Source organism: Terrihabitans soli (assembly GCF_014191545.1).
GTDB classification, from domain to species: domain Bacteria; phylum Pseudomonadota; class Alphaproteobacteria; order Rhizobiales; family Methylopilaceae; genus Flaviflagellibacter; species Flaviflagellibacter soli.
The window spans coordinates 807,547-826,354 of sequence record NZ_AP023361.1; the positions used below are offsets into that span (position 1 = coordinate 807,547).

At 62.4% G+C, this 18,808-nt stretch carries 24 protein-coding genes; 12 read left to right on the plus strand and 12 right to left on the minus strand.

Annotated elements, in window-relative coordinates; translation table 11 throughout:
* The first annotated feature begins 64 nt into the window (after positions 1 to 64).
* From IZ6_RS04245 to IZ6_RS04270, 6 genes are all read left to right on the plus strand, one after another.
* Positions 65 to 376 carry an accessory factor UbiK family protein gene (locus IZ6_RS04245; protein ID WP_222876767.1) on the plus strand — a complete coding sequence of 104 codons (312 nt, stop codon included), beginning with the start codon at positions 65 to 67 and terminating at the stop codon, positions 374 to 376.
* 138 nt (positions 377 to 514) lie between these two features.
* Positions 515 to 1,009 (plus strand): type III secretion system chaperone family protein, encoded by a 495-nt coding sequence (locus tag IZ6_RS04250; protein WP_420825569.1) that lies wholly within the window; start codon positions 515 to 517, stop codon positions 1,007 to 1,009.
* Complete coding sequence (proC, locus tag IZ6_RS04255) at positions 1,006 to 1,842, plus strand: pyrroline-5-carboxylate reductase (RefSeq protein ID WP_222876769.1); 837 nt, start codon at positions 1,006 to 1,008, stop codon at positions 1,840 to 1,842. The genes IZ6_RS04250 and proC overlap by 4 nt, the downstream gene beginning before the upstream one ends.
* Positions 1,843 to 1,851: 9 nt before the next feature.
* The gene (locus IZ6_RS04260) at positions 1,852 to 2,472 is read left to right on the plus strand and encodes a DUF6498-containing protein (protein WP_222876770.1); all 621 of its coding nucleotides are present in this window, start codon (positions 1,852 to 1,854) and stop codon (positions 2,470 to 2,472) included.
* 124 nt (positions 2,473 to 2,596) lie between these two features.
* Complete coding sequence (locus IZ6_RS04265) at positions 2,597 to 3,265, plus strand: TetR/AcrR family transcriptional regulator (RefSeq protein WP_222876771.1); 669 nt, start codon at positions 2,597 to 2,599, stop codon at positions 3,263 to 3,265.
* 26 nt (positions 3,266 to 3,291) lie between these two features.
* The gene (locus IZ6_RS04270) at positions 3,292 to 3,648 is read left to right on the plus strand and encodes a tRNA-binding protein (protein ID WP_222876772.1); all 357 of its coding nucleotides are present in this window, start codon (positions 3,292 to 3,294) and stop codon (positions 3,646 to 3,648) included.
* Here the strand turns inward: IZ6_RS04270 and IZ6_RS04275 are convergent.
* Genes IZ6_RS04275 through IZ6_RS04285 form a run of 3 tightly spaced genes read right to left on the minus strand, consistent with a single transcriptional unit; the run spans position 3,645 to position 6,219 of the window.
* A complete protein-coding gene (locus IZ6_RS04275; RefSeq protein WP_222876773.1) occupies positions 3,645 to 5,006 on the minus strand; it encodes an ATP-binding protein in 1,362 nt (453 codons plus the stop codon). The two genes, IZ6_RS04270 and IZ6_RS04275, sit on opposite strands and share 4 nt — an antisense overlap.
* Positions 5,003 to 5,713, minus strand: a complete 711-nt coding sequence (locus IZ6_RS04280; protein ID WP_222876774.1) for a response regulator — start codon at positions 5,711 to 5,713, stop codon at positions 5,003 to 5,005. Before IZ6_RS04280 ends, IZ6_RS04275 begins: the two co-directional genes overlap by 4 nt.
* Positions 5,713 to 6,219: a MarR family winged helix-turn-helix transcriptional regulator gene (locus tag IZ6_RS04285; RefSeq protein WP_222876775.1), complete on the minus strand. Its 507-nt coding sequence runs from the start codon at positions 6,217 to 6,219 to the stop codon at positions 5,713 to 5,715. The genes IZ6_RS04280 and IZ6_RS04285 overlap by 1 nt, the downstream gene beginning before the upstream one ends.
* 150 nt (positions 6,220 to 6,369) lie before the next feature.
* Between IZ6_RS04285 and IZ6_RS04290 the strand changes: the two genes are divergently transcribed.
* Positions 6,370 to 7,263 carry a branched-chain amino acid aminotransferase gene (locus IZ6_RS04290; RefSeq protein WP_222876776.1) on the plus strand — a complete coding sequence of 298 codons (894 nt, stop codon included), beginning with the start codon at positions 6,370 to 6,372 and terminating at the stop codon, positions 7,261 to 7,263.
* A 30-nt stretch (positions 7,264 to 7,293) separates the two neighbouring features.
* On the opposite strand, the gene IZ6_RS04295 is transcribed toward IZ6_RS04290, so the two are convergent.
* The gene (locus tag IZ6_RS04295) at positions 7,294 to 7,644 is read right to left on the minus strand and encodes a hypothetical protein (RefSeq protein ID WP_222876777.1); all 351 of its coding nucleotides are present in this window, start codon (positions 7,642 to 7,644) and stop codon (positions 7,294 to 7,296) included.
* Between the two features lie 538 nt (positions 7,645 to 8,182).
* On the opposite strand from IZ6_RS04295, the gene IZ6_RS04300 reads away from it, so the two are divergent.
* On the plus strand, positions 8,183 to 8,683 hold the full coding sequence (locus tag IZ6_RS04300) for a CHAP domain-containing protein (RefSeq protein WP_222876778.1): 501 nt from the start codon (positions 8,183 to 8,185) through the stop codon (positions 8,681 to 8,683).
* 71 nt (positions 8,684 to 8,754) lie between these two features.
* Here IZ6_RS04300 and IZ6_RS04305 read toward each other — a convergent pair whose 3' ends face one another.
* From IZ6_RS04305 to uvrC, 5 genes are all read right to left on the minus strand, one after another.
* On the minus strand, positions 8,755 to 10,428 hold the full coding sequence (locus tag IZ6_RS04305) for a methyl-accepting chemotaxis protein (protein ID WP_222876779.1): 1,674 nt from the start codon (positions 10,426 to 10,428) through the stop codon (positions 8,755 to 8,757).
* Positions 10,429 to 10,673: 245 nt separating this feature from the next.
* On the minus strand, positions 10,674 to 11,120 hold the full coding sequence (locus IZ6_RS04310) for a molybdenum cofactor biosynthesis protein MoaE (protein WP_222876780.1): 447 nt from the start codon (positions 11,118 to 11,120) through the stop codon (positions 10,674 to 10,676).
* Between the two features lie 2 nt (positions 11,121 to 11,122).
* Positions 11,123 to 11,374: a molybdopterin converting factor subunit 1 gene (moaD, locus tag IZ6_RS04315; protein ID WP_222876781.1), complete on the minus strand. Its 252-nt coding sequence runs from the start codon at positions 11,372 to 11,374 to the stop codon at positions 11,123 to 11,125.
* Positions 11,371 to 11,964 carry a CDP-diacylglycerol--glycerol-3-phosphate 3-phosphatidyltransferase gene (gene pgsA / locus IZ6_RS04320; RefSeq protein WP_222876782.1) on the minus strand — a complete coding sequence of 198 codons (594 nt, stop codon included), beginning with the start codon at positions 11,962 to 11,964 and terminating at the stop codon, positions 11,371 to 11,373. The genes moaD and pgsA overlap by 4 nt, the downstream gene beginning before the upstream one ends.
* A 128-nt stretch (positions 11,965 to 12,092) precedes the next feature.
* Positions 12,093 to 14,105, minus strand: a complete 2,013-nt coding sequence (gene uvrC, locus IZ6_RS04325) for an excinuclease ABC subunit UvrC (RefSeq protein WP_222876783.1) — start codon at positions 14,103 to 14,105, stop codon at positions 12,093 to 12,095.
* 234 nt (positions 14,106 to 14,339) lie between these two features.
* Here uvrC and IZ6_RS04330 point away from each other — a divergent pair, with 234 nt between their 5' ends.
* The 3 genes from IZ6_RS04330 to IZ6_RS04340 all read left to right on the plus strand — a co-directional run bounded on the left by IZ6_RS04330 (position 14,340) and on the right by IZ6_RS04340 (position 16,649).
* On the plus strand, positions 14,340 to 15,011 hold the full coding sequence (locus IZ6_RS04330) for an outer membrane protein (protein ID WP_222876784.1): 672 nt from the start codon (positions 14,340 to 14,342) through the stop codon (positions 15,009 to 15,011).
* A 218-nt stretch (positions 15,012 to 15,229) separates the two neighbouring features.
* On the plus strand, positions 15,230 to 15,865 hold the full coding sequence (locus IZ6_RS04335; RefSeq protein ID WP_222876785.1) for an outer membrane protein: 636 nt from the start codon (positions 15,230 to 15,232) through the stop codon (positions 15,863 to 15,865).
* Between the two features lie 178 nt (positions 15,866 to 16,043).
* Positions 16,044 to 16,649: an outer membrane protein gene (locus IZ6_RS04340; RefSeq protein ID WP_222876786.1), complete on the plus strand. Its 606-nt coding sequence runs from the start codon at positions 16,044 to 16,046 to the stop codon at positions 16,647 to 16,649.
* A gap of 3 nt (positions 16,650 to 16,652) precedes the next feature.
* Here the strand turns inward: IZ6_RS04340 and IZ6_RS04345 are convergent, their stop codons facing one another.
* The 3 genes from IZ6_RS04345 to IZ6_RS04355 all read right to left on the minus strand — a co-directional run bounded on the left by IZ6_RS04345 (position 16,653) and on the right by IZ6_RS04355 (position 18,372).
* On the minus strand, positions 16,653 to 17,261 hold the full coding sequence (locus tag IZ6_RS04345) for a glutathione S-transferase family protein (RefSeq protein WP_222876787.1): 609 nt from the start codon (positions 17,259 to 17,261) through the stop codon (positions 16,653 to 16,655).
* A 35-nt stretch (positions 17,262 to 17,296) separates the two neighbouring features.
* Positions 17,297 to 17,512 carry a cold-shock protein gene (locus IZ6_RS04350; RefSeq protein ID WP_222877538.1) on the minus strand — a complete coding sequence of 72 codons (216 nt, stop codon included), beginning with the start codon at positions 17,510 to 17,512 and terminating at the stop codon, positions 17,297 to 17,299.
* A 119-nt stretch (positions 17,513 to 17,631) separates the two neighbouring features.
* Complete coding sequence (locus tag IZ6_RS04355; RefSeq protein ID WP_420825570.1) at positions 17,632 to 18,372, minus strand: 23S rRNA (adenine(2030)-N(6))-methyltransferase RlmJ; 741 nt, start codon at positions 18,370 to 18,372, stop codon at positions 17,632 to 17,634.
* A gap of 194 nt (positions 18,373 to 18,566) precedes the next feature.
* On the opposite strand from IZ6_RS04355, the gene IZ6_RS04360 reads away from it, so the two are divergent.
* Positions 18,567 to 18,782: a hypothetical protein gene (locus IZ6_RS04360; RefSeq protein ID WP_222876789.1), complete on the plus strand. Its 216-nt coding sequence runs from the start codon at positions 18,567 to 18,569 to the stop codon at positions 18,780 to 18,782.
* Positions 18,783 to 18,808: the final 26 nt, after the last annotated feature.

The following is an 18,808-nucleotide window of genomic DNA, read 5'->3' on the forward strand; positions in this document are numbered from 1 at the left end:
CGATATGCGATTGCCATGTCGGATTTGTCCAGCAGGGCGCTTTTTGGAAAGAAGAGGGGCCGCGATGACCCAGAACTCAAATCGCCTATTCGACGGCCTCGGCAAGCTGATGACCGATGCCGCCGGTGTCGCGGACAATCTCAAGCGCGAAATCGACACCGTCGTCCGCAGCCAGGCCGAGCGCATTCTCGGCGAGCTCGATCTCGTCAAGCGCGAGGAATTCGAGGCGGCACGGGACCTTGCCGCCAATGCCAGGGCCGAGAGCGAGCGGCTCGCCGCGCGGGTCGCGGCGCTCGAGGCGCAGATTTCGGCTTTTGCCGGTTCTGATTCCGAGGCTTCGAGCAAGGCCAAGGCTCGGAAAAATCCGTCTTCCTGATTTTTTCAGTATAATTGCTAGGGAGGGATTCCGGCGGAATCCCGCCGGGCGATATACAGGTAACGTGCTGATTCGATTTGGAGTCAGCCGCGTGGCGAGGGTTGTTCTGCCGCGACCTGCCACTATCGGGATATGCTCATGAATCTGCAGCCGGATGAACGTCTCGCCAATCCCGTCGACATGGTCGAGCACCTCGCTTCGACCCATGACTGGATGTTCGACCGTTCGGCGGAAGACGAGATCACGATCAATGTCGCCGGCAGCTGGGCCGATTATCATGTCTCGATCACCTGGATGCACGACATCGAAGCGTTGCATATTGCCTGCGCCTTCGATCTGCGCGTTCCGGAGGCGCGCCGCCCCGAAGTGCGGCGGCTGATGACGCTGGTGAACGAGCAGATCTGGATCGGTCATTTCGACATGTGGAGCAAAGACAGCCTGATCCTTTACCGGCATGCGCTGCTTCTGGCCGGCGGCACGGAAGCGAGCGACCGGCAGATCGAGGCCCTGCTGCACACGGCGACGATTGCCTGCGAGCGCTACTATTCGGCGTTCCAGTTCGTCGTCTGGGCCGGCAAGTCGGCGCGCGAGGCGTTCGACTCCGTCATCTTCGACACGGCGGGCAACGCATGAACCCGGGCAAGAAAGCGCAGCTCGCGCTTCCTGGGCCGCTGCTTCTGGTCGGCGCCGGGAAAATGGGCGGCGCTCTTCTCAATGGCTGGCTAAGGCTCGGTCTCGATCCGAGCCTTATTTATGTTGTCGACCCGCAGCCGAGTTTCGAACTCAAAACCGATCTCCGCGACCGCGGCATCGCGCTCAACCCGGCCTCCATGGTCCAGCCGAAAGTCGTGCTGCTGGCGGTGAAGCCGCAGATATTGTCCGGCGCGCTTAAGGCCGTCGCGCTGCATGTCGACAAGGACACGCTCGTCATCTCCATTCTTGCGGGGGCAACGCTCGGCGCGCTCGATGCGGGGCTGCCCTCGCGCACCGCCATCATCCGCACAATGCCCAATACGCCGGCCGCCATCGGACGCGGCGTCACGGTGATGATTGCCAATGCCGAAGTCTCGCCCGAACAGCGCGCGCTTGCGAGCCAGCTGATGGAAGCGGTCGGCGATGTCGCCTGGATCGGCGACGAGGCGTTGATGGATGCGGTGACGGCGGTTTCGGGCTCCGGCCCGGCCTATGTCTTTTTTCTGGCGGAGGCGCTGGCGCGGGCCGGCGTCAAAGCCGGACTGCCGCCTGAACTTGCCGCTCAGCTTGCGTCCGCGACCGTCGCCGGCGCCGGCGAGTTGATGCACCGCACCGGCACCGTGCCGGAAACCTTGCGCAAGAACGTTACCTCGCCGGGCGGCACGACGGCTGCCGCGCTCGAAATCCTGATGGCGCCGGACGGGCTGGAATGGCTTTTGACGGCAGCGGTGAAAGCTGCGACCGAGCGCTCGCGCGAGCTCGGCAAAGGCTAAACCACCGGCATGCCGGCGCGTATTCTTCTTTTTGCAGCAAATCTTCTGCCGCTGATCGGCGTCGCCTTCTGGGGCTGGGACGCTTTCGAGCTTCTCGTTCTCTACTGGTGCGAGACGGCGGTGATCGCCTTCTGGACCATCTTTCAGATCGGTCTTCAGCCCGAACGTCTCGATGCGTTTTTATCGCCCACGTCGCGCAGCGCGCTCGGCGGTCTCGGCCGCGCGATCTTCCTGTCAATACATGCCGGAATCTTCATGGCTGTCCACATGGTATTCCTGTGGAGCCTGATGGGCGGCGAATGGCGATCCGTCATTTCCGGCCCGGCTTCTTTCGTTCAGCAGCTTGTAATCGGCAATGGGCTCTGGGCGCCGCTCGCCGGCCTGTTTGTGGTGCGGGGGTTCATCACGCTGCTCGGCCTTGCCGGCATGTCGCCCGATCCCGTCTCGAGCAAAAACGTGGTGTTCGATCTCTACCGCCGGATCATCGTCATGCAGTTCACGCTCATTGCCGGTGCCTGGGCCATCCAGCTGATCGGCAGCCGCATCGGCCTTGTCGTTCTGATCGCTCTGAAAATCGCCATCGACCTGTTCTTCGATCCGTTCGAAAAAGCCCGTAAAAAGCCGGCTTGAGCGTGCTTTGCCTTACGGTCAAACCGCCCTAGATTAGGGTGGGGCGAACCAAGTCGGGTATACCCGGCTTGGTATTTCAATAGCTGAACTCGGAAACATCCGAGTTCAGATGGGAGATACCGAAGTGACCGCAAAGACATCCGGCCAGGATCGGGCGGTGGACGCCCTTCTTGAGCTTCTCACCGAGAAAGATTGGAGCGCGGTGACGCTCGGCGACATCGCCGCCAAAGCGGGGATGAGCCTTGCCGAACTGCGCGCCGCCTATCCGTCCAAGGGCGCGATCCTTTCCGGTTTTGCCAGGCGCATCGATCAGAGCGTTCTGAAGCCGAGCCCCGAAATCGACGGCCAGCCGGCGCGGGAGCGCTTGTTCGACGTGATGATGCGACGCTTCGAAGCGCTGAAACCCTACAAAGCGGCGATCCGCAGCGCGCGGCGCGGTCTTCTCGCCGATCCCGTTGCGGCATCGAGCTGGAACAAGGTCGAGGTCAATTCGGCGCAATGGATGCTGGCGGCGGCCGGCATCGAAGAGAGCGGGGCCTATGCTGCAATCAAGGCGCAGGGCCTTGCGGTGATCTTCGCAAGTCTTCTCGGCACCTTCCTCGACGATGACGATCCCGATCTGACCAAGACGATGCGCGAACTCGATGTGCAATTGCGCCGCGCCGAGCGTCTCGTCGAAACCGGAGATATCGTGCAGCGCACCGTCTCGCCGGTGTTCAATGCGCTTGCGAGCTTTGTCGGCGAACAGCGCAAGAAACGCAGCAAGGAAGACGACGCGGCGTCGGCCGTCTGATTTTTCAAACAAACAAGGGGCAGGGCATGAGTGCGGGCAGCGAACGGCCGGGCGAGATCGCGTTTGCGGATTTTATGAAAGTGGATGTCAGGGTCGGCACGCTGATTGCGGTCGATCCGTTTCCCGAAGCGCGCAAGCCGGCTTTCAAGCTGACGATCGATTTCGGGCCGGAGATCGGCACCAAGCGTTCGTCGGCGCAGATCGCGCAATATGATGCTGCATCGCTGGTCGGCAAACAGGTGCTCGGCGTCGTCAACTTCCCGCCGCGGCAGATCGGTCCCTTTATGTCGGAAGTACTGACATTGGGCGTACCGGGGCCGAACGGCGAGGTCATTCTCATCCATCCGGAAAGCACGGTTCCGAACGGCGGACGTCTGTTTTAGACCGGTATCGAGAACTGGGCTCTGAGGCCGCCGAGCGGGCTCTTCGACAAAATCACGTCGCCGCCATGACCGCGCGCAATATCGCGGGCGATGGTAAGGCCGAGCCCCGATCCCGGATGGTCGAGATTGCGCGCTTCGTCGAGCCGCAGGAACGGCCGGAATACTTCTTCATATTTGTCGCCGGGAATGCCCGGGCCGTCATCGTCGACGGTCACGACAAGCTGCGCCTTCTCGTGCCGTCCCTCGACCTTCACCGTCCCGCCGAAGCGGCTGGCATTGATGACGAGATTGGTGATGGCGCGTTTCAGCGCATCCGGGCGCGCGGTGACGACGGGCGGACCTTCGAACTCGACGCTGATCGATTTTCCGGTGCGCTCGGCGTCCGAGCCGATCTCGTCGAGAAGAGACGCAATATCGAGCGGCTTTGCCGTCTCGCCGGCATCGCCGCGCGCAAAGGCGAGATAGCCTTCGAGCATGCGTTCCATTTCGTCGATGTCGGCTTCGAGATCCTGTGTCTCCTTGCCCTTCATCAACGCGATCTGCAGGCGAAGCCGTGTCAGGACGGTGCGGAGATCGTGGCTGACGCCGGCAAGCATGGTTGTGCGCTGCTCGATCTGCCGGTGGATGCGGTCGCGCATGGCAAAGAACGCCTGCGTTGCACGCCGGACCTCGGCGGCGCCGCGCGGCGTAAAATCGGCGACGTCACGGCCTTTGCCGAGATTTTCGGCGGCGTTGGCGAGATGCAGGATCGGTTTGATCTGATTGCGCAGGAAGAGGATCGATACGGCGATCAGGATGGCCGAGGCGACGACCATCCAGACAAGGAAAATGTGCGAGTTCGAGGCATAGGCGCGGCCGATGCGTGTGCGCACGCGCAGAATTTCGTTTTCGAGTTTGACCTGTACCTCGACACGGCGCGGCTCGCTCTGTGAATCGACGGAGAAGGGGCGATCGGTCCGTTGCGCGATCTCTTCCGACAGAACGCGGTCGAGAATAAAGAAGAGCGGCGCCGATTTCGGTGCGGGCAAAGCCTGGTTCGGCAGAAAGCTGATATCGAGGCCAAGCTCGCGCGATGCGATCTCAGTAAGCTTGCGGCGGTCGTCGGGATCGCGCAATTCGCTGTAGAGATCGATGATCGCCGAAATATCCTGCGCGACGGCTTGCGACAGACGCTGCGTCGTCAGCTCCCAGTGACGCTCCATGAAGACAAGCGCGACGACCGATTGCAGAAGCAGCATCGGCAGAACGACGATCAGCAGCGAGCGCGTATAAAGGCCCTTCGGCATGATCGCGCCGAGGCGCCAGCGCGAGCGCTCCCGCTGCACCGGGGTGCGGGCCGTATGGACGGGAGCTGTCATGGATCGATCAAGAGCCGGTAGCCGGAGCCGCGGACGGTCTGCAGCAGAAGCGGGTTCGAGGGATCTTTTTCGATCTTGCGGCGCAGGCGATTGATCTGCACGTCGACGGCCCGCTCATTGGCGGCACTTTTGCCGGCAAGCGCTTCGCGCGACACCGCGCCGCCGCGCTGCTCGGCGAGGAGGCGGAGCAGTTCGCGTTCGCGTTCGGTGATACGGAGAATGTCGTCGCCATCGCGCAGCTCGCCGCGGCCGAGATGGAAGCTGAACGCGCCGAACGTCACTTCCGGCGTTTCGGAGGGCAGGGACGCCGCCGACATTGTGCGGCGCAGAATGCCGTTGATGCGCAAAAGAAGTTCGCGCGGTTCGAACGGCTTCGACATGTAGTCGTCGACGCCGCTCTCAAGGCCCTTGATCCGGTCTTTCGGATCGCCGAGCGCCGTCAGCATCAGGATCGGCACCTGCGATGTCTTGCGCAGCGATGCGGCGAGATCCATGCCGCTTTCGCCCGGCATCATCACGTCGAGGATCAGAAGATCGAAGGACAGACCCTTCAGGCGTGACCTGGCATCGTCGGCGGAAGCGGCTGTCGTCACGCGATAACCGGCTTCCGACAGATAGCGGGCCAGAAGCGTGCGGATGCGCGCGTCGTCGTCGACAATGAGAAGGTGAGGCGCGCCGTCCGGCACGGAAGCGAGGGCGCTTGCCATCAGGAGGCGTTCGCCACAAGCCGCGCGACGGCGTCGCGCTCTTCGCCATTGATCATGGCGGTGAGAAATTTCACCGCCGCATCGTGTGCGCCGGGGCCGGCACCGGCGAGCGCCGTCTCGATGCGCTTGGTCTGCAGCGTCGCAAGTTCGAGCGCGAGCTTTTCGCCACGCGGCGTCACCCGCAGAAGGCGCTGCCGGCGGTCGTGCTCCCCTTCATTGGCTTCGACGAAGCCCTGTTCGACAAGATCGCGCAGCACGCGGCCGAGACTCTGTTTCGTGATCTTCAGAATGGTCAGAAGTTCGGCGACTTTCAGGCCGGGATTGCGGCTGACGAAGTGCAAAACCCGGTGATGGGCGCGGCCAAAGCCATAGCGTTCCAGGACCGCATCCGCCTCCTGGACGAAATCGCGGTAGGCGAAGAACAGAAGTTCGATCAGGTCATAGCGCGGCCCGGCCGGGTCGGCACGGAAGGCTTGCGCCTGCGATCGGGCAATTACGTCAGCCATGTTGACATATTACTCGGATTGGGCCCATGCTCCAAATCGGCAAGGACGCCGTGGCCCGGAGGGCCCGGGCGGTTTATCCTATGCCCAATCGGGCTCTGCGCCGCAAATACCGGTCATCACGTCAATCACCGGCCGGTTCGGGAGAAAATCATGCTGGTCAATCCGTTCGACAATCGCCCCGGTCATATCTGGCTGGACGGAGGCTTCGTGCCGTGGGGCGACGCGCGGCTGCATGTTCTGTCGCACGGCCTGCATTATGCGAGCTCGGTGTTCGAAGGCGAGCGCGCCTATGGCGGCGAGATATTCAAACTGACCGAGCATACCGAGCGGCTGAAGGAATCGGCCCGTATCCTCGATTTCGAAATTCCCTGGTCGGTCGAAGAGATTGACGAGGCCTGCCGCCAGACCCTGGCCAAGCAGGGCTTCAAGGACGCCTATATCCGCCCGGTCGCTTGGCGCGGTTCGGAAATGATGGCGGTCGCTGCCCAATCGAGCAAAATCCATCTGGCGATCGCCGCCTGGGAATGGCCGAGCTATTTCGATCCGGAACTGCGGATGAAGGGCCTGACGCTTGATCTCGCCGAATGGCGCCGGCCCGATCCGCGCACCATTCCCTGCAAGGCCAAAGCCGCCGGTCTCTATATGATCTGCACCCTGTCCAAGCACGCCGCCGAGCGCAAAGGCTGCGCGGACGCGATGATGCTCGACTGGCGCGGCCAGGTCGCCGAATGCACCGGCGCCAATATCTTCTTCGTCAAGGACGGTGCGATCCACACGCCGACGCCGGACTGCTTCCTCGACGGCATCACCCGCCGCACGGTGATCGGTCTCGCCAAGGACCGGCAGATTCCGGTTATCGAACGGGCGATCCTGCCGGAAGAGCTCTCGGGCATGCAGGAATGCTTCATCACCGGCACAGCGGCGGAAGTGACGGCGGTCGCCAAGATCGCCGACTGGAATTTCACCCCGGGTGACATCACCAAGACGCTGATGGCCGATTACACGACCGCGGTTCAGCCCAAAAAGGCCTTCGCCGCGGCCTGACGGGCCGCGGTTCTCAAACCCTCGCTACGCTTAAATCAACTCGCCGGGAGCCTCGTCGCCTTTGGCGCGGCGCAGGAGCTCGGCGATGAGGTCGCGGCTCGACACCGCTTTCATCGTCGCGCAGCCGCGCTGCATCAGAACGACTTCGGCTTGCAGCCCCTGTTCGATGACGACGAGCGTATCGGCCGGCTGAACCTCGTCGGCATTGCCGATCATGAAGGCCAGGGCCCGGCTGAGAGCGCCCGTTTCGCTGATCACCGTGATGCGGGAATGCTCGCCCCGAGCGCCCCGGACAACATCGTCCACCGTATCGCACGCAAACGCGGGAACCACCGCCAGATACGCCGCGGCCACCAAAATGAAGCGTTTCGCTGCTGGCATGACCACAATCCCTTGTGAGTTCTCACCTCTTGAGGCCATGCAAGCAGTGTGCACGGGAGGATTCCTGATCCGCAAGCCTGCCATGCATTCAGCGGGGCCGGTCCGTTTCGGCAACGATGGAGGCGAAACCGGGGTTCCAAGGTGGCCTGAGAGGAAGAAAAGCCGATTGCGGACTCACCTCTGCCCAATTCAGGACGGCCGACGCCACATTTGTTTCTTGAGGGTTTCTTGATTGTTTCTAGTGTTTCTGCATTGTAATTGCTTTGTAACAATCAGGCTATACTTGCGAATAAAGTATTCGGTCGATGTATAAAGTAGAATAGCGCGCCTGTATCCGATTAATAAATGTGACGAGACACCAGAAGTATCCGCATCATAAGCTTGGCATTATACGATGGTCTAAGCGGGAAATACTATCGCGTGTGCGTCAGGCGGCCGCACGAATCGGTCTGGAACCTTTCGAAAATCTCAGGCATACGCCCTGCCATTGAAACCGATGCTGCCTCGTTACGCAGCCGGTCCCCCTGGAGAAAACAAAATGCTTCGAATCCTCCTCGCGGTGATCGTGTCCCTGTGCGCGTTCGCTTCTCCCTCTCTCGCCGACACCCGGGCCCGTGCGGTCCTTCAGGAAGGTCGCTCGGCGCTCGTCACCAATGACGATGACTCTCGCGGCAGCGGCCGCAGCGCCGAAGTCCTGCGGATTGCCGAGCGCTATATCGGCACCAACCCGACTTCGATGCGCCGCCTGTGGTGCGCGAACTTCCTCGGCATGGTCGAGAAGAAGGCCGGACGCTCCGGCTCGGGCTCCAACTTCGCCCGCTCCTATGCGAGCTACGGCAAGTCGGTGAGCCGCTCGAGCGTTAAGCCGGGCGATATCGCGGTGATGGCGCGCGGCAAGCGCGGCGGCCATGTCGGCTACTTCGTCGGCTGGGCGCCGAACGGCAAGGCGATCATCATTTCCGGCAATAGCCGCGGCGGCAAAGTCTCGAAGGGCCAGTATGCGGCGAACCGCATCTTTGCCTGGCGCCGCCCTGCGTAAGCGTTCAGGACCTGAAAAAGAAAAAGCCGCGCTCGAAGCGCGGCTTTTTTGTTTGGGGCAGGGGTGCGGGATCAGGCAGCGCGGACGCGGTTGATGAAGCCGTCGACCTGGTTGCGCAGAAGCTCGGACTGGGTTGAGAGTTCGTCCGCGGCCTTGACCATCTGGCTGGAGACATCCTCGGTCTCCTTCGCCGCTTCGCTGACGCCCGAGATGTTCTGGGTGACTTCCGACGTGCCGGCGGCCGCCTGAGCGACGCTGCGGGCGATTTCGGTCGTCGCATCGCCCTGCTGCTGGACGGCATCGGCGATGGTGCGCGAAATCTCGTTCACCTGTTCGATGGTGGCCGTGATCGAGTTGATCGCGCTGACGACATCGGAGGTCGCGGTCTGCACGGCCTGGATCTGCGCCGAGATTTCCTCGGTGGCCTTCGCAGTCTGTGCGGCGAGGCTCTTCACCTCGGTCGCAACGACCGCAAAGCCGCGGCCGGCTTCACCGGCGCGGGCCGCTTCGATCGTGGCGTTGAGGGCGAGGAGGTTGGTCTGGGCGGCGATGTCGCTGATCAGGCCGACGACTTCGCCGATACGCTGGGCGCTGTTGGCCAGACCGCCGACCACCTGGGCCGTCGTCTGTGCCTGGCCCGAAGCCTGGCCGGCGATCTGCGCCGCGGAAGCGACCTGGCCGCCGATATCGCGGATCGATGCCGTCAGTTCCTCCGCCGCGCTGGCGACGGTTTCGACATTGGTCGTCGCCTCTTCGGAGGCGGCAGCCACGACCATCGACTGGCGGCTGGTCTCATCGGCGACGGCGCTCATCTGCGTGGCGCTCTGCTGAAGCTGGGTCGCCGCAGAGGACACGGTGCGGACGACGCCGAGGACTTCGCTTTCGAAATCGTCGGCGAGACGGTGCATCAGCTGACGCTTTTCGGCTTCGGCATTGGCTTCGGCTTCCGCCTGCTTCTTCTTCAGCTTTTCGACTTCCTTCAGCGAAGCGGTGACCTGGCCGACAACGCCCCAGATGTCGCCGATTTCGTCGCGCGAACGCTTGGCCGGGATGGCGACATCGTAATTGCCCTTGCCGATCTGCTGGAGGGCAGCGGACACGCGCTGCAGCGGGCGGCTGAGCATGGTCGTGCCGATATAAAGAGCGATCGCAACACCAGCGAGGATGCCGGCGGCCGCGGTGCCGATGACGAGCTTGTCGATCCAGGCCGAGAAGGTGTCGATTTCGGCTTCGATTTCAGCCGCTTGCGCTTCGTCGTAGGCAATCAGCTTGTCGATGACTTCCTGATAGGCGGCGCGGTTTGAGCGGTTGGCGTCGTTATTGCCGATGGCGCTGGCGGCTTCCGGGCCTTCGCTGACGCCTTTATCGGCGAGCTCGGTGCGGAGCTTGTTGAATTCGCCGGTTTTGCCGGCGACGTTATTGAACACTTCGGCATCGGCTTCCGGCACGATCGGCTGCCAGCCGGCCATCAGTTCGTCGATCTGCGAGAGACCTTTTTTCAGCTTGTCGGCGAAAGGCTTAGCTGCAGCCGAGTCCTTGGCGAGATAGATGCCGCGCGATTCCATCACGACGACGGACACGAGACGGTTCAGCCGCTCGCCATTGTGAGCGCGCTGCATCGCGTTTTCGAGATGAGCCATGCGGCTTTCATACTCATTGGCCGCATACAGGCCGATACCGGCGATGCCAGCGGCCACGATCCCCATGACCGCGACGATGCTGAGAACTTTGTTCCTGACGTTCATTTCGAGGTGCCCCTTGCCGGCCAGGACTCATTAGCGAGACCAAGCAACGTGAAATTGCGGGGCGGACACCAATAAAGATTTAACAAAACACATTTTCGCGCGGCGCTTTCACGCGGGCGGCCGCCTCGTATGTACGTAACGCACTGAGGCCGATACGTATTTCGGATTATCCGCCGGATCGGGCGATCTGCTTATTCCTTTGGGTAAGAAAAGTCGTTTTCAGCAGAGGCGCAACAACCGATCGGCTACCATCGATTGCGAGCACGCTCGTCGCTGTCTTTCGCTTCGACCCATGATGTGCCGTCTGCGCGCTCTTCCTTCTTCCAGAACGGCGCGGATGTCTTGAGCGCATCCATCACGAAATTCGCCGCCTCGAAGGCCGCTTGCCGATGTGCGGACAATGTGACGACGAGGACGATCTCATCGCCGGGAACGAGCCGGCCATACCGGTGAACGATCAGAATATCGAGCAGTGGCCAGCGTTTGCGTGCTTCAGCCTCAAGCCGGCTGAGTTCTTCTTCCGCCATTCCGGGGAAGTGTTCGAGCTCCATGGCTGAGATTGTGCCGGTCTCGCCGTCGGCACGGCAAAGGCCGGTGAAGGAGACGGCGGCGCCGACATCCGTGCGTCCGGATGTGAGGCGGACGATCTCGGCGCCGGTCTCGAAGCGCTCGGTCTGCAGGCGCACGGCCATCGTCAGCCTCCCGTCATCGGCGGGAAGAACGCGATCTCTTTCGCACTGGAGATGACGGCGTCCGGTTTGACATGGACGCGGTCGATGGCGGCGCGCACCACGCCTTCGCGGGCAAAGGCCGTCTCATATTCCGGGCCCTGGGTTTTGAGAAAGGAGACAAGCCCCGCGACCGTGCGGACTTCATCCGGCAGCGCAATCTCTTCTTCCGCCCGCCCGATACGCTCGCGCACCCAGGCGAAGTAGCGGATCTTCACTTGCCGTCCTCGAAGACGCTTTTCAGGCCGGCGCGGAAATAGTCATAGCCCGTATAGAGCGTCAGCACCGCCGACACCCAGAGCAGGATATGACCGGCATCGCTGACATGAGGGATAACGGCATCGCCCGCCGGGCCGGCGACAAGGAAACCGACCGCGACCAGCTGGGCGACGGTCTTCCATTTGGCGAGCTTGGTCACAGGAACACCGACGCGCAGTTCGGCGAGAAATTCGCGCAGGCCCGAAACGAGGATTTCGCGGCACAGAATGACGACTGCCGCCCAGAAGGAAATGCCGGTGAGCGTGCCGGTCGCCGCAAAGGCCAGAAGGCAGGATGAAACCAGAAGCTTGTCGGCGATCGGATCGAGCATCCGGCCGAGCGGCGATTGCTGGCCCCAGGCCCGGGCGAGATAGCCGTCGACATAATCGGTCACGGCGGCGGCGATATACAGACCGAGGGCCAGCCAGCGCCAGCCATGCGTCTCGCCGAGAAGGCAGGCCACGACCACCGGCACGGCGGCGATCCGCGCGTAAGTGAGCAGATTGGGCAGGCTCCAGGCATAGGCCCGGGAGGCATGGATCGAAGACATAGGCTCAGATAGGGGCCGGGGGCCGGGGGCGTCAATGGAGACCCCCGGCACTATCCTCAATGTCGCAGCAAGCTGCTGATCCGGCCTGGTTTATCGGTGTGGGAAAGCCAGGCGGGGCCGTTCCGAAATCAGCCGCGGCCTTCGTGGAAGAAGTCGTAGACCAGCTTGGCCGTCGCCCGGTTGATGCCGGGCACTTTCTCAAGGTCCGAAAGCCCAGCCTGAGCGACGCCTTTGGCCGTGCCGAAATGGTGGAGGAGGGCGCGCTTGCGCGACGGGCCGATGCCGGCGATCTCGTCCAGAGGCGAGCGCACGAACTCTTTCGATCTTTTGGCGCGGTGCGTGCCGATGGCGAAGCGGTGCGCCTCATCGCGCAGGCGCTGGATGAAATAGAGCACGGGATCGCGCGGCTCGAGCCGGAAGGGCTGGCGGCCGGGTATGTGGATCACTTCGCGTCCCGCATCGCGATCCTTTCCTTTGGCGACGGCGGCAAGCGGCAGATCGGTAATGCCGAGCCCTGAGAGAATGTCTTGAACCGCCGAGAGCTGGCCCGGCCCGCCATCGATGATCACAAGGTCCGGCCAGGGTGGCGCATCGCCGGGAGCCGCGTCGCGGTCCGGCGTGCCGTCCGGTGGCGTGCGCGGGCTTTCCTTCACAAGGCGCGCAAACCGCCGTTGCAGCACTTCGCGCATCATGCCGAAATCATCGCCCGGTGTGATCTCTTCCGAGCGTATGTTGAACTTGCGGTAGGAGTTTTTCTGGAAGCCTTCGGGCCCCGCGACGATCATCGCGCCGATCGCCGCCGTCCCCTGTATGTGCGAATTGTCGTAGACCTCGATGCGCCCGGGTGGCTTTTCGAGCCCCAGCGTCTGGCCGAGACCATCGAGAAGGCGGGCCTGGCTTGCGCTGTCGGCGAGCTTGCGGCCGAGCGCTTCGCGGGCGTTCTGCGCGGCATGCTGCACGAGATCGTGTTTGTCGCCGCGCTTTGGAACCGCGACTTCGATGCTGCGGCCCGTGCGCAGCGACAGCGCCTCTTCGAGCAGCGCGCGGTCTTCGATCTCGTGCGACAGCAATATGAGCCGCGCCGGCGGCTTGTCTTCGTAGAATTGCGAGAGAAACGCGCCCAAAACTTCTTCCGGCGGAACATTCCGGTCGGCTTTGGGAAAATAGGCGCGATTGCCCCAGTTCTGGAAGGTGCGGAAGAAGAACACCTGCACGCAGGTCTGGCCGGCTTCCTGATGCAGCGCAAAGACGTCCGCTTCTTCAACGGAGCGCGGATTGATGCCCTGATGCGATTGTACGGACGATAAAGCGGACAAGCGGTCGCGATAGCGTGCTGCCGTTTCGAAATCCATGCGCTCGGATGCGTCGGTCATCCGCGCGGCGAGTTGGCGCTGCACCGTCTGGCTTTTGCCGGACAGGAAATCATGCGCCTCGCCGACAAGATTGTTGTAATCGTCGAGTGCGATCTCGCCGGTGCAGGGGCCCGAGCAGCGCTTGATCTGGAAGAGAAGGCAGGGCCGCGTGCGGCTCTCGTAAACCGCATCCGAGCATGAGCGCAGGAGAAAGGCTTTCTGCAGCGCGGTGATCGTGCGGTTGACGGCCCAGGTCGAAGCGAAGGGACCGAAATAATCGCCCTTGATGGTGCGCGCGCCGCGATGTTTGGCGATGCGCGCCGCCGGGTGATCCTCGGCGACAAGGATATAGGCAAAGCTCTTGTCGTCGCGCAGCAGCACATTGTAGCGCGGGCGCAGGCGCTTGATGAGATTGGCTTCGAGCAGCAGCGCTTCGGATTCGGTTTCCGTCGTCACGAATTCCATGCTCGCCGTATCGGCGATCATCTGCGCGAGACGGTTGGTGTGGCCGATGCCGCGCGCATAATTTGCAACGCGCTTTTTCAGGCTGCGGGCTTTGCCGACGTAAAGAATCTCGCCGTCGCGATCGATCATGCGGTAGACGCCGGGCCGGTTGGGCAGGGTCTTCAGCGCCCGCTGGATGACGTCGATGCCGCGTGCGCCTTCGATTTCCTCCGCTTTGCCCCAATCCATAACGGGCGCAGCCTCAGCGGCTTCCGGCGCGGTGTCACGGTCCGCGGCCAGGATGTCGTCGGGTTCGAGATTCTGCTTTTTAGGGTCGTCGGTCATGGTCGAGGGCGAAAGGCTTAACCGAAATGTAGGTGGCGCGGGCCTAATACTCCATGTCCCCACGGGTTTTCCTGACCGGGAACCGCCGCTTCAGCGCCACGTTTTGCCCCGAATCTGCGGGCAGGTTGCGAAGCTTAGAGGGCTGGTCAAGGACCATTAACGAACCTCGGCGGGGGCCGGAGCGTTCAGGGGACGGCGGGCATCGTGCGCGCTGACCCGGCCGGAGTGTGAGTTATGCGCGTCAAAGGGATACTTTTCGCAGCGGCGTTGGGGGCATTGCCCTCTTCGGTTCTTGCTGCCGACGCGCCCGTCATTTCTCCCATCGATGCGGCAATCGTCAACGCGGCCCATGATTGGGCCGGCGGCTATGTCGGCGTGAACGCCGGCTATGGCTGGGGCGAATTCGACGCCGATGGACCCGCGACGCTCGACGATCCCACTTATTCCGGCGATGGCGCGCTCGGCGGTTTCCAGATCGGCTACAACAAACAGCTCGGCACGGTCGTGATCGGCGTCGAAGGCGATCTGCAGGCGACGAATATCGAAGAGTCGACGACCGGCGGCGGCGCGACAACCACGACGAGCCTCGACTGGTTTTCGACGGCGCGCGGCCGCGTCGGTTACGCCTTCGATCAGACAGGCACTCTTGTCTACGGCACTGCCGGCCTTGCCATCGGCGGCGTTGAGACGTCTGTCTCCGGCGCGGGCGGCGGCAGCGACGATCAAGTACTTACAGGTTTCGCGGCCGGCGCCGGCGTCGAGCAATCCATCGCCGACAATCTCAGCCTGAAAGCGGAATATCTGTACGTTGACCTTCAGGAGAAGGCTTTCGACGCAGGCACGAGCGAAACAAATGCGCAGTGGGACGGACACGTCATGCGCTTCGGCGCCAATCTGAAATTCTGATTTTCTTAATGTTCTCGAAGGGAATTCGGCCCTCGAGCGTTTGAATTACGGCAACGAGGTGGCCACGCCGAAATATGGCAAAGCGAGCTGTGACCCGCAGGACACGCACTTTTGGGGTGCTTCGGAGTTATAAGCTCATCCACGCACGGGGAGACGCGGGAGCCGCCGGGGGGCAGGATCTCGTTGGGGAGCCGAGCAAGTCAAAGTAGGGGTTAGTTATGAAAACCAAGATTGCCTCCCTCGCGGCTGCGGCCGCGTTTGTTGCGCTTACGCCTGCGGCCTTCGCAGCCGATATGCCGGTGGCAGCTCCGCCGGTGCAGGCGATGGTTCCGGAAGAAGCATCGTTCGATTGGACGGGTTTCTATGTCGGTGCCTACGGCGGCTACGCTTTCGGTGAAAGCAATGTCGACGGTCTCGGTGAATCGGATATCGAAGGCGCTCTTGCCGGCGGCACCGTCGGCTACAATCAGCAGTACGGTCAGTTCGTTCTCGGTATCGAAGCCGATGGCGGCTGGTCGGGTGCCGACAATGACGACGACGCGGCGACCTATGATGCCGATATCGGTTGGCTTTCGACGGTTCGCGGCCGCGTCGGCTATTCGTTCGACAGCTTCATGATCTACGGCACCGGCGGTGCTGCGATCGGCGAAGTGAACATCGACGATGGCGTCACCGACGAAAGCGACACGCGTCTCGGCTGGACGGCCGGTGCGGGCGTTGAAGCTGCTCTGACCGACAACATCTCGGTGAAGGGTGAGTATCTTTACGTCGATCTCGGCGATGAAGAACTCGGCGGCTCCGATGTCGACATCAACGCACATACGGTGCGCGGCGGCATCAACTACCGCTTCTGATCCTATTACCTCCCAAGACTGAAGGGCCCCGGTTTCGCCGGGGCCCTTTTTTATTAAGACTCCGTTGACTCTGTAAAAAGCAAATCATTCAGGTTACGCCCCGTTAAGGATTTCAAAACGCCGCGCCTCTAGCGTCGAGCCCCAGTTCCATCGGGCTTGTAGAGCCGGAGTTTTTGTAATGCGTTCTCTGAACTTTACGGCGGCTGCCGCCGCACTCGTCTTCGCCGCGGGCGCCGCGAAGGCTGCAGATTTCCCGAACTCCTATTCGGATCAGGCTTACGCGCCGGCCGTCGAAGAAGCCTGGACGGGCTTTTACGCCGGCGCTTTGCTTGGCTATGGCCTCGGCGATGCCGATGGTTTCGAGCCGGACGGCTTTCTCGGCGGTCTGACGGTTGGCGTGAATTACCAGATCGAACAGATCCTGGTCGGCGCGGAAGGCGACATTGCCTATACCGGCGTCAGCGATGAGGGCACCGAAGATTATTCGATGGATTGGGTCGGCACGATGCGCGGCCGCATCGGTTACGCTTTTGACCGTTTCGTCGTGTTCGGTACCGGCGGTTTTGCCTGGACGAATGCCGAATATGACGGCCCGGGCGGCGATGACGGTTATTTCCACGGCGGCTGGGTTGTCGGCGGCGGCATCGAAGCGGCGCTCACCGGCAATATCTCGGCGAAGTTCGACTATCTGTACATGAACTTCAGCGAAGAGCTGTACACGCCGGGCGGCGATATCGAGCCCGACCTGCACACCTTCCGTCTCGGCGTGAACTACAAGTTCTAAGGCTTATTTGGGCGGGTGCGTCGCGGCAAAGGCCGGGACCGCCCGTTCGAAATCGTCGACCCATGCTCCGAGACGAGGGTGGGCGGCGCGCCAGCCCGGTGCGCGCAGATCGAGATAACCGAACGCGCAGGCGAGCGTGATCTTCCCGATATCCGGTGTGGATGTGATGTCCGGCAGCGGCGCGCTTTCAAGCGAGGCGAGAGCGCGCTCGACTTTGCCCGTCTGATGATCGAGCCATTTCTGCTCGTGCTTTTCCGCCGGGCGGTAACGCCCCTCGTAAACGCGCAGAAGCGCCGCATCCATGATGCCGTCGGCGAGCGCCTGCAGGCGCAGCACGTCAAAGCGCGCCGGTCCCGCAGCCGGAATGAGCCGGTTGCCGCCGGCGATGAAATCCAGATATTCGGCGATCACCCGGCTGTCGAACAGCGCGGTGCCGTCTTCGAGAAGTAGGATCGGGATCTTGCCGAGCGGATTTTGTGTGCGCAGCGAATCCGCCGGATCCAGAGTATCGGCGGACACGACTGAAATCCGGTCGCTGAGGCCGAGCAGGGCCATCGCGATCTTGATCTTGCGGCCATAGGGCGAACCGGCGGACGAGCGAAGAACCAACATGTGAAAAAACTCCCGTCCGCCGCTTTGTTACTCGATCAGGCCGCGGTGACGAGGTTGACCGCCTTCGGACCCTTGCCCTTCTTGTCGGGCTCGACGTCGAACTCGACGCGCTGGCCTTCGTTCAGCCCGTCGAGGCCCGAACTCTGCAAAGCGCTGACATGGACGAACACATCCGGTCCGCCCGAATCCGGCTTGATGAAGCCGAAGCCTTTGTCAAAATTGAAAAATTTTACCGTACCCGATTGCGCCACGGTCAACTCCCCCTCTAGCGTTTCCAACCCTTGTGCGCGTCTGTCGCGCGCATCAATCGGCAAGTCGTAGCGAAGATTCCCTAGCGCTGGCAAGGCGTACCGGTCGCGCCTCAGGCGGCTCAGCTTTCGGCGGCAAGAGTCACGACGCGGCCGCGCGCTCCCGCATCCTCACCGAGATGCCCGGCGAGGCCGGGCAGGAGGATGTCGAGCTCCTCTTTCAGCTTGAAGGGCGGGTTGACGATGACGAGCCCGCAGCCGTTCAGCCGCGTCTTGTCGTTGGGCCTGCGGATCAGGAGTTCGGCGGCAAGCATGTCGGGGATGCCGGCTTTGCCGAGCCCGCGGGTAAAGGCTTCGGTCTCGAGCACATCCTTGATCGGATACCAGAGGGCATAGATGCCGGTCGGCCATTTCTTATGGGCGCGCTTGAGGCCCTCGGTCATGCGGTGGAATTCGCCCACCTCTTCGAAAGGCGGGTCGATGAGGACAAGGCCGCGCCGCTCCTTGGGGGGAAGATAGGCATTGAGGGCCGTATAACCGTCGATCTCGACCGCGGTGACCCGCTCGTCGCGCCGGTAGCGGCGGCGTAAGGCGGCGGCATCCTCGGGATGGAGTTCACACAGGGTCAGCCGGTCGCCGGGGCGGGCGAGCGAACGGACGAGTTCCGGCGAGCCGGGGTAGAAGCGAAGCCCGCCGTCCGGGTTCACGGCCTCGACCGCCTGCCGCCACGGTTCGAGTTTTTCGATGAGGGCCGCGTCGGTCACCTTGTCCCAGAGCCGTCCGACGCCGCCCTGCCATTCGCCGGTGCGGGCCGCTTCATCGGCTTTGAGATCATAAAGTCCTATGCCCGCATGCGTGTCCAAATACCTGAAAACGCTTTCTTTTTTCAGAAGGCTACGGACTATCAGAGCCAGCACCGCATGCTTGAGCACATCGGCAAAGTTCCCCGCGTGATAACTATGTCGGTAATTCATCGATCCGGTTTTCTTGCGGGCGCCACAGTCGGCGGTCTAAATGCCGCCGCGGCAACAAATGCTTAACCCTGTGAGGCGGGGTGGTGAACGCAGCTTTTTCGATGTATCGCGTCCTCGCGATTGTTCTGCTTGCCTATGCGATCTGTTATCCGCGGGTCGCTCTTGAAGCCAGCGCCAATCCTGAACCCTTCGGCCGTGGGCCGACCCGTGCGGAACGGCTGATGGCCGATTTCTCCGCCTGGCTCGACCGCCCGATCGAACAGATTCTCGCGACCCTCAACCGGTCGCGCTCCAGCTAGCGGACCGGACTCCGGCGCCGGCCAGT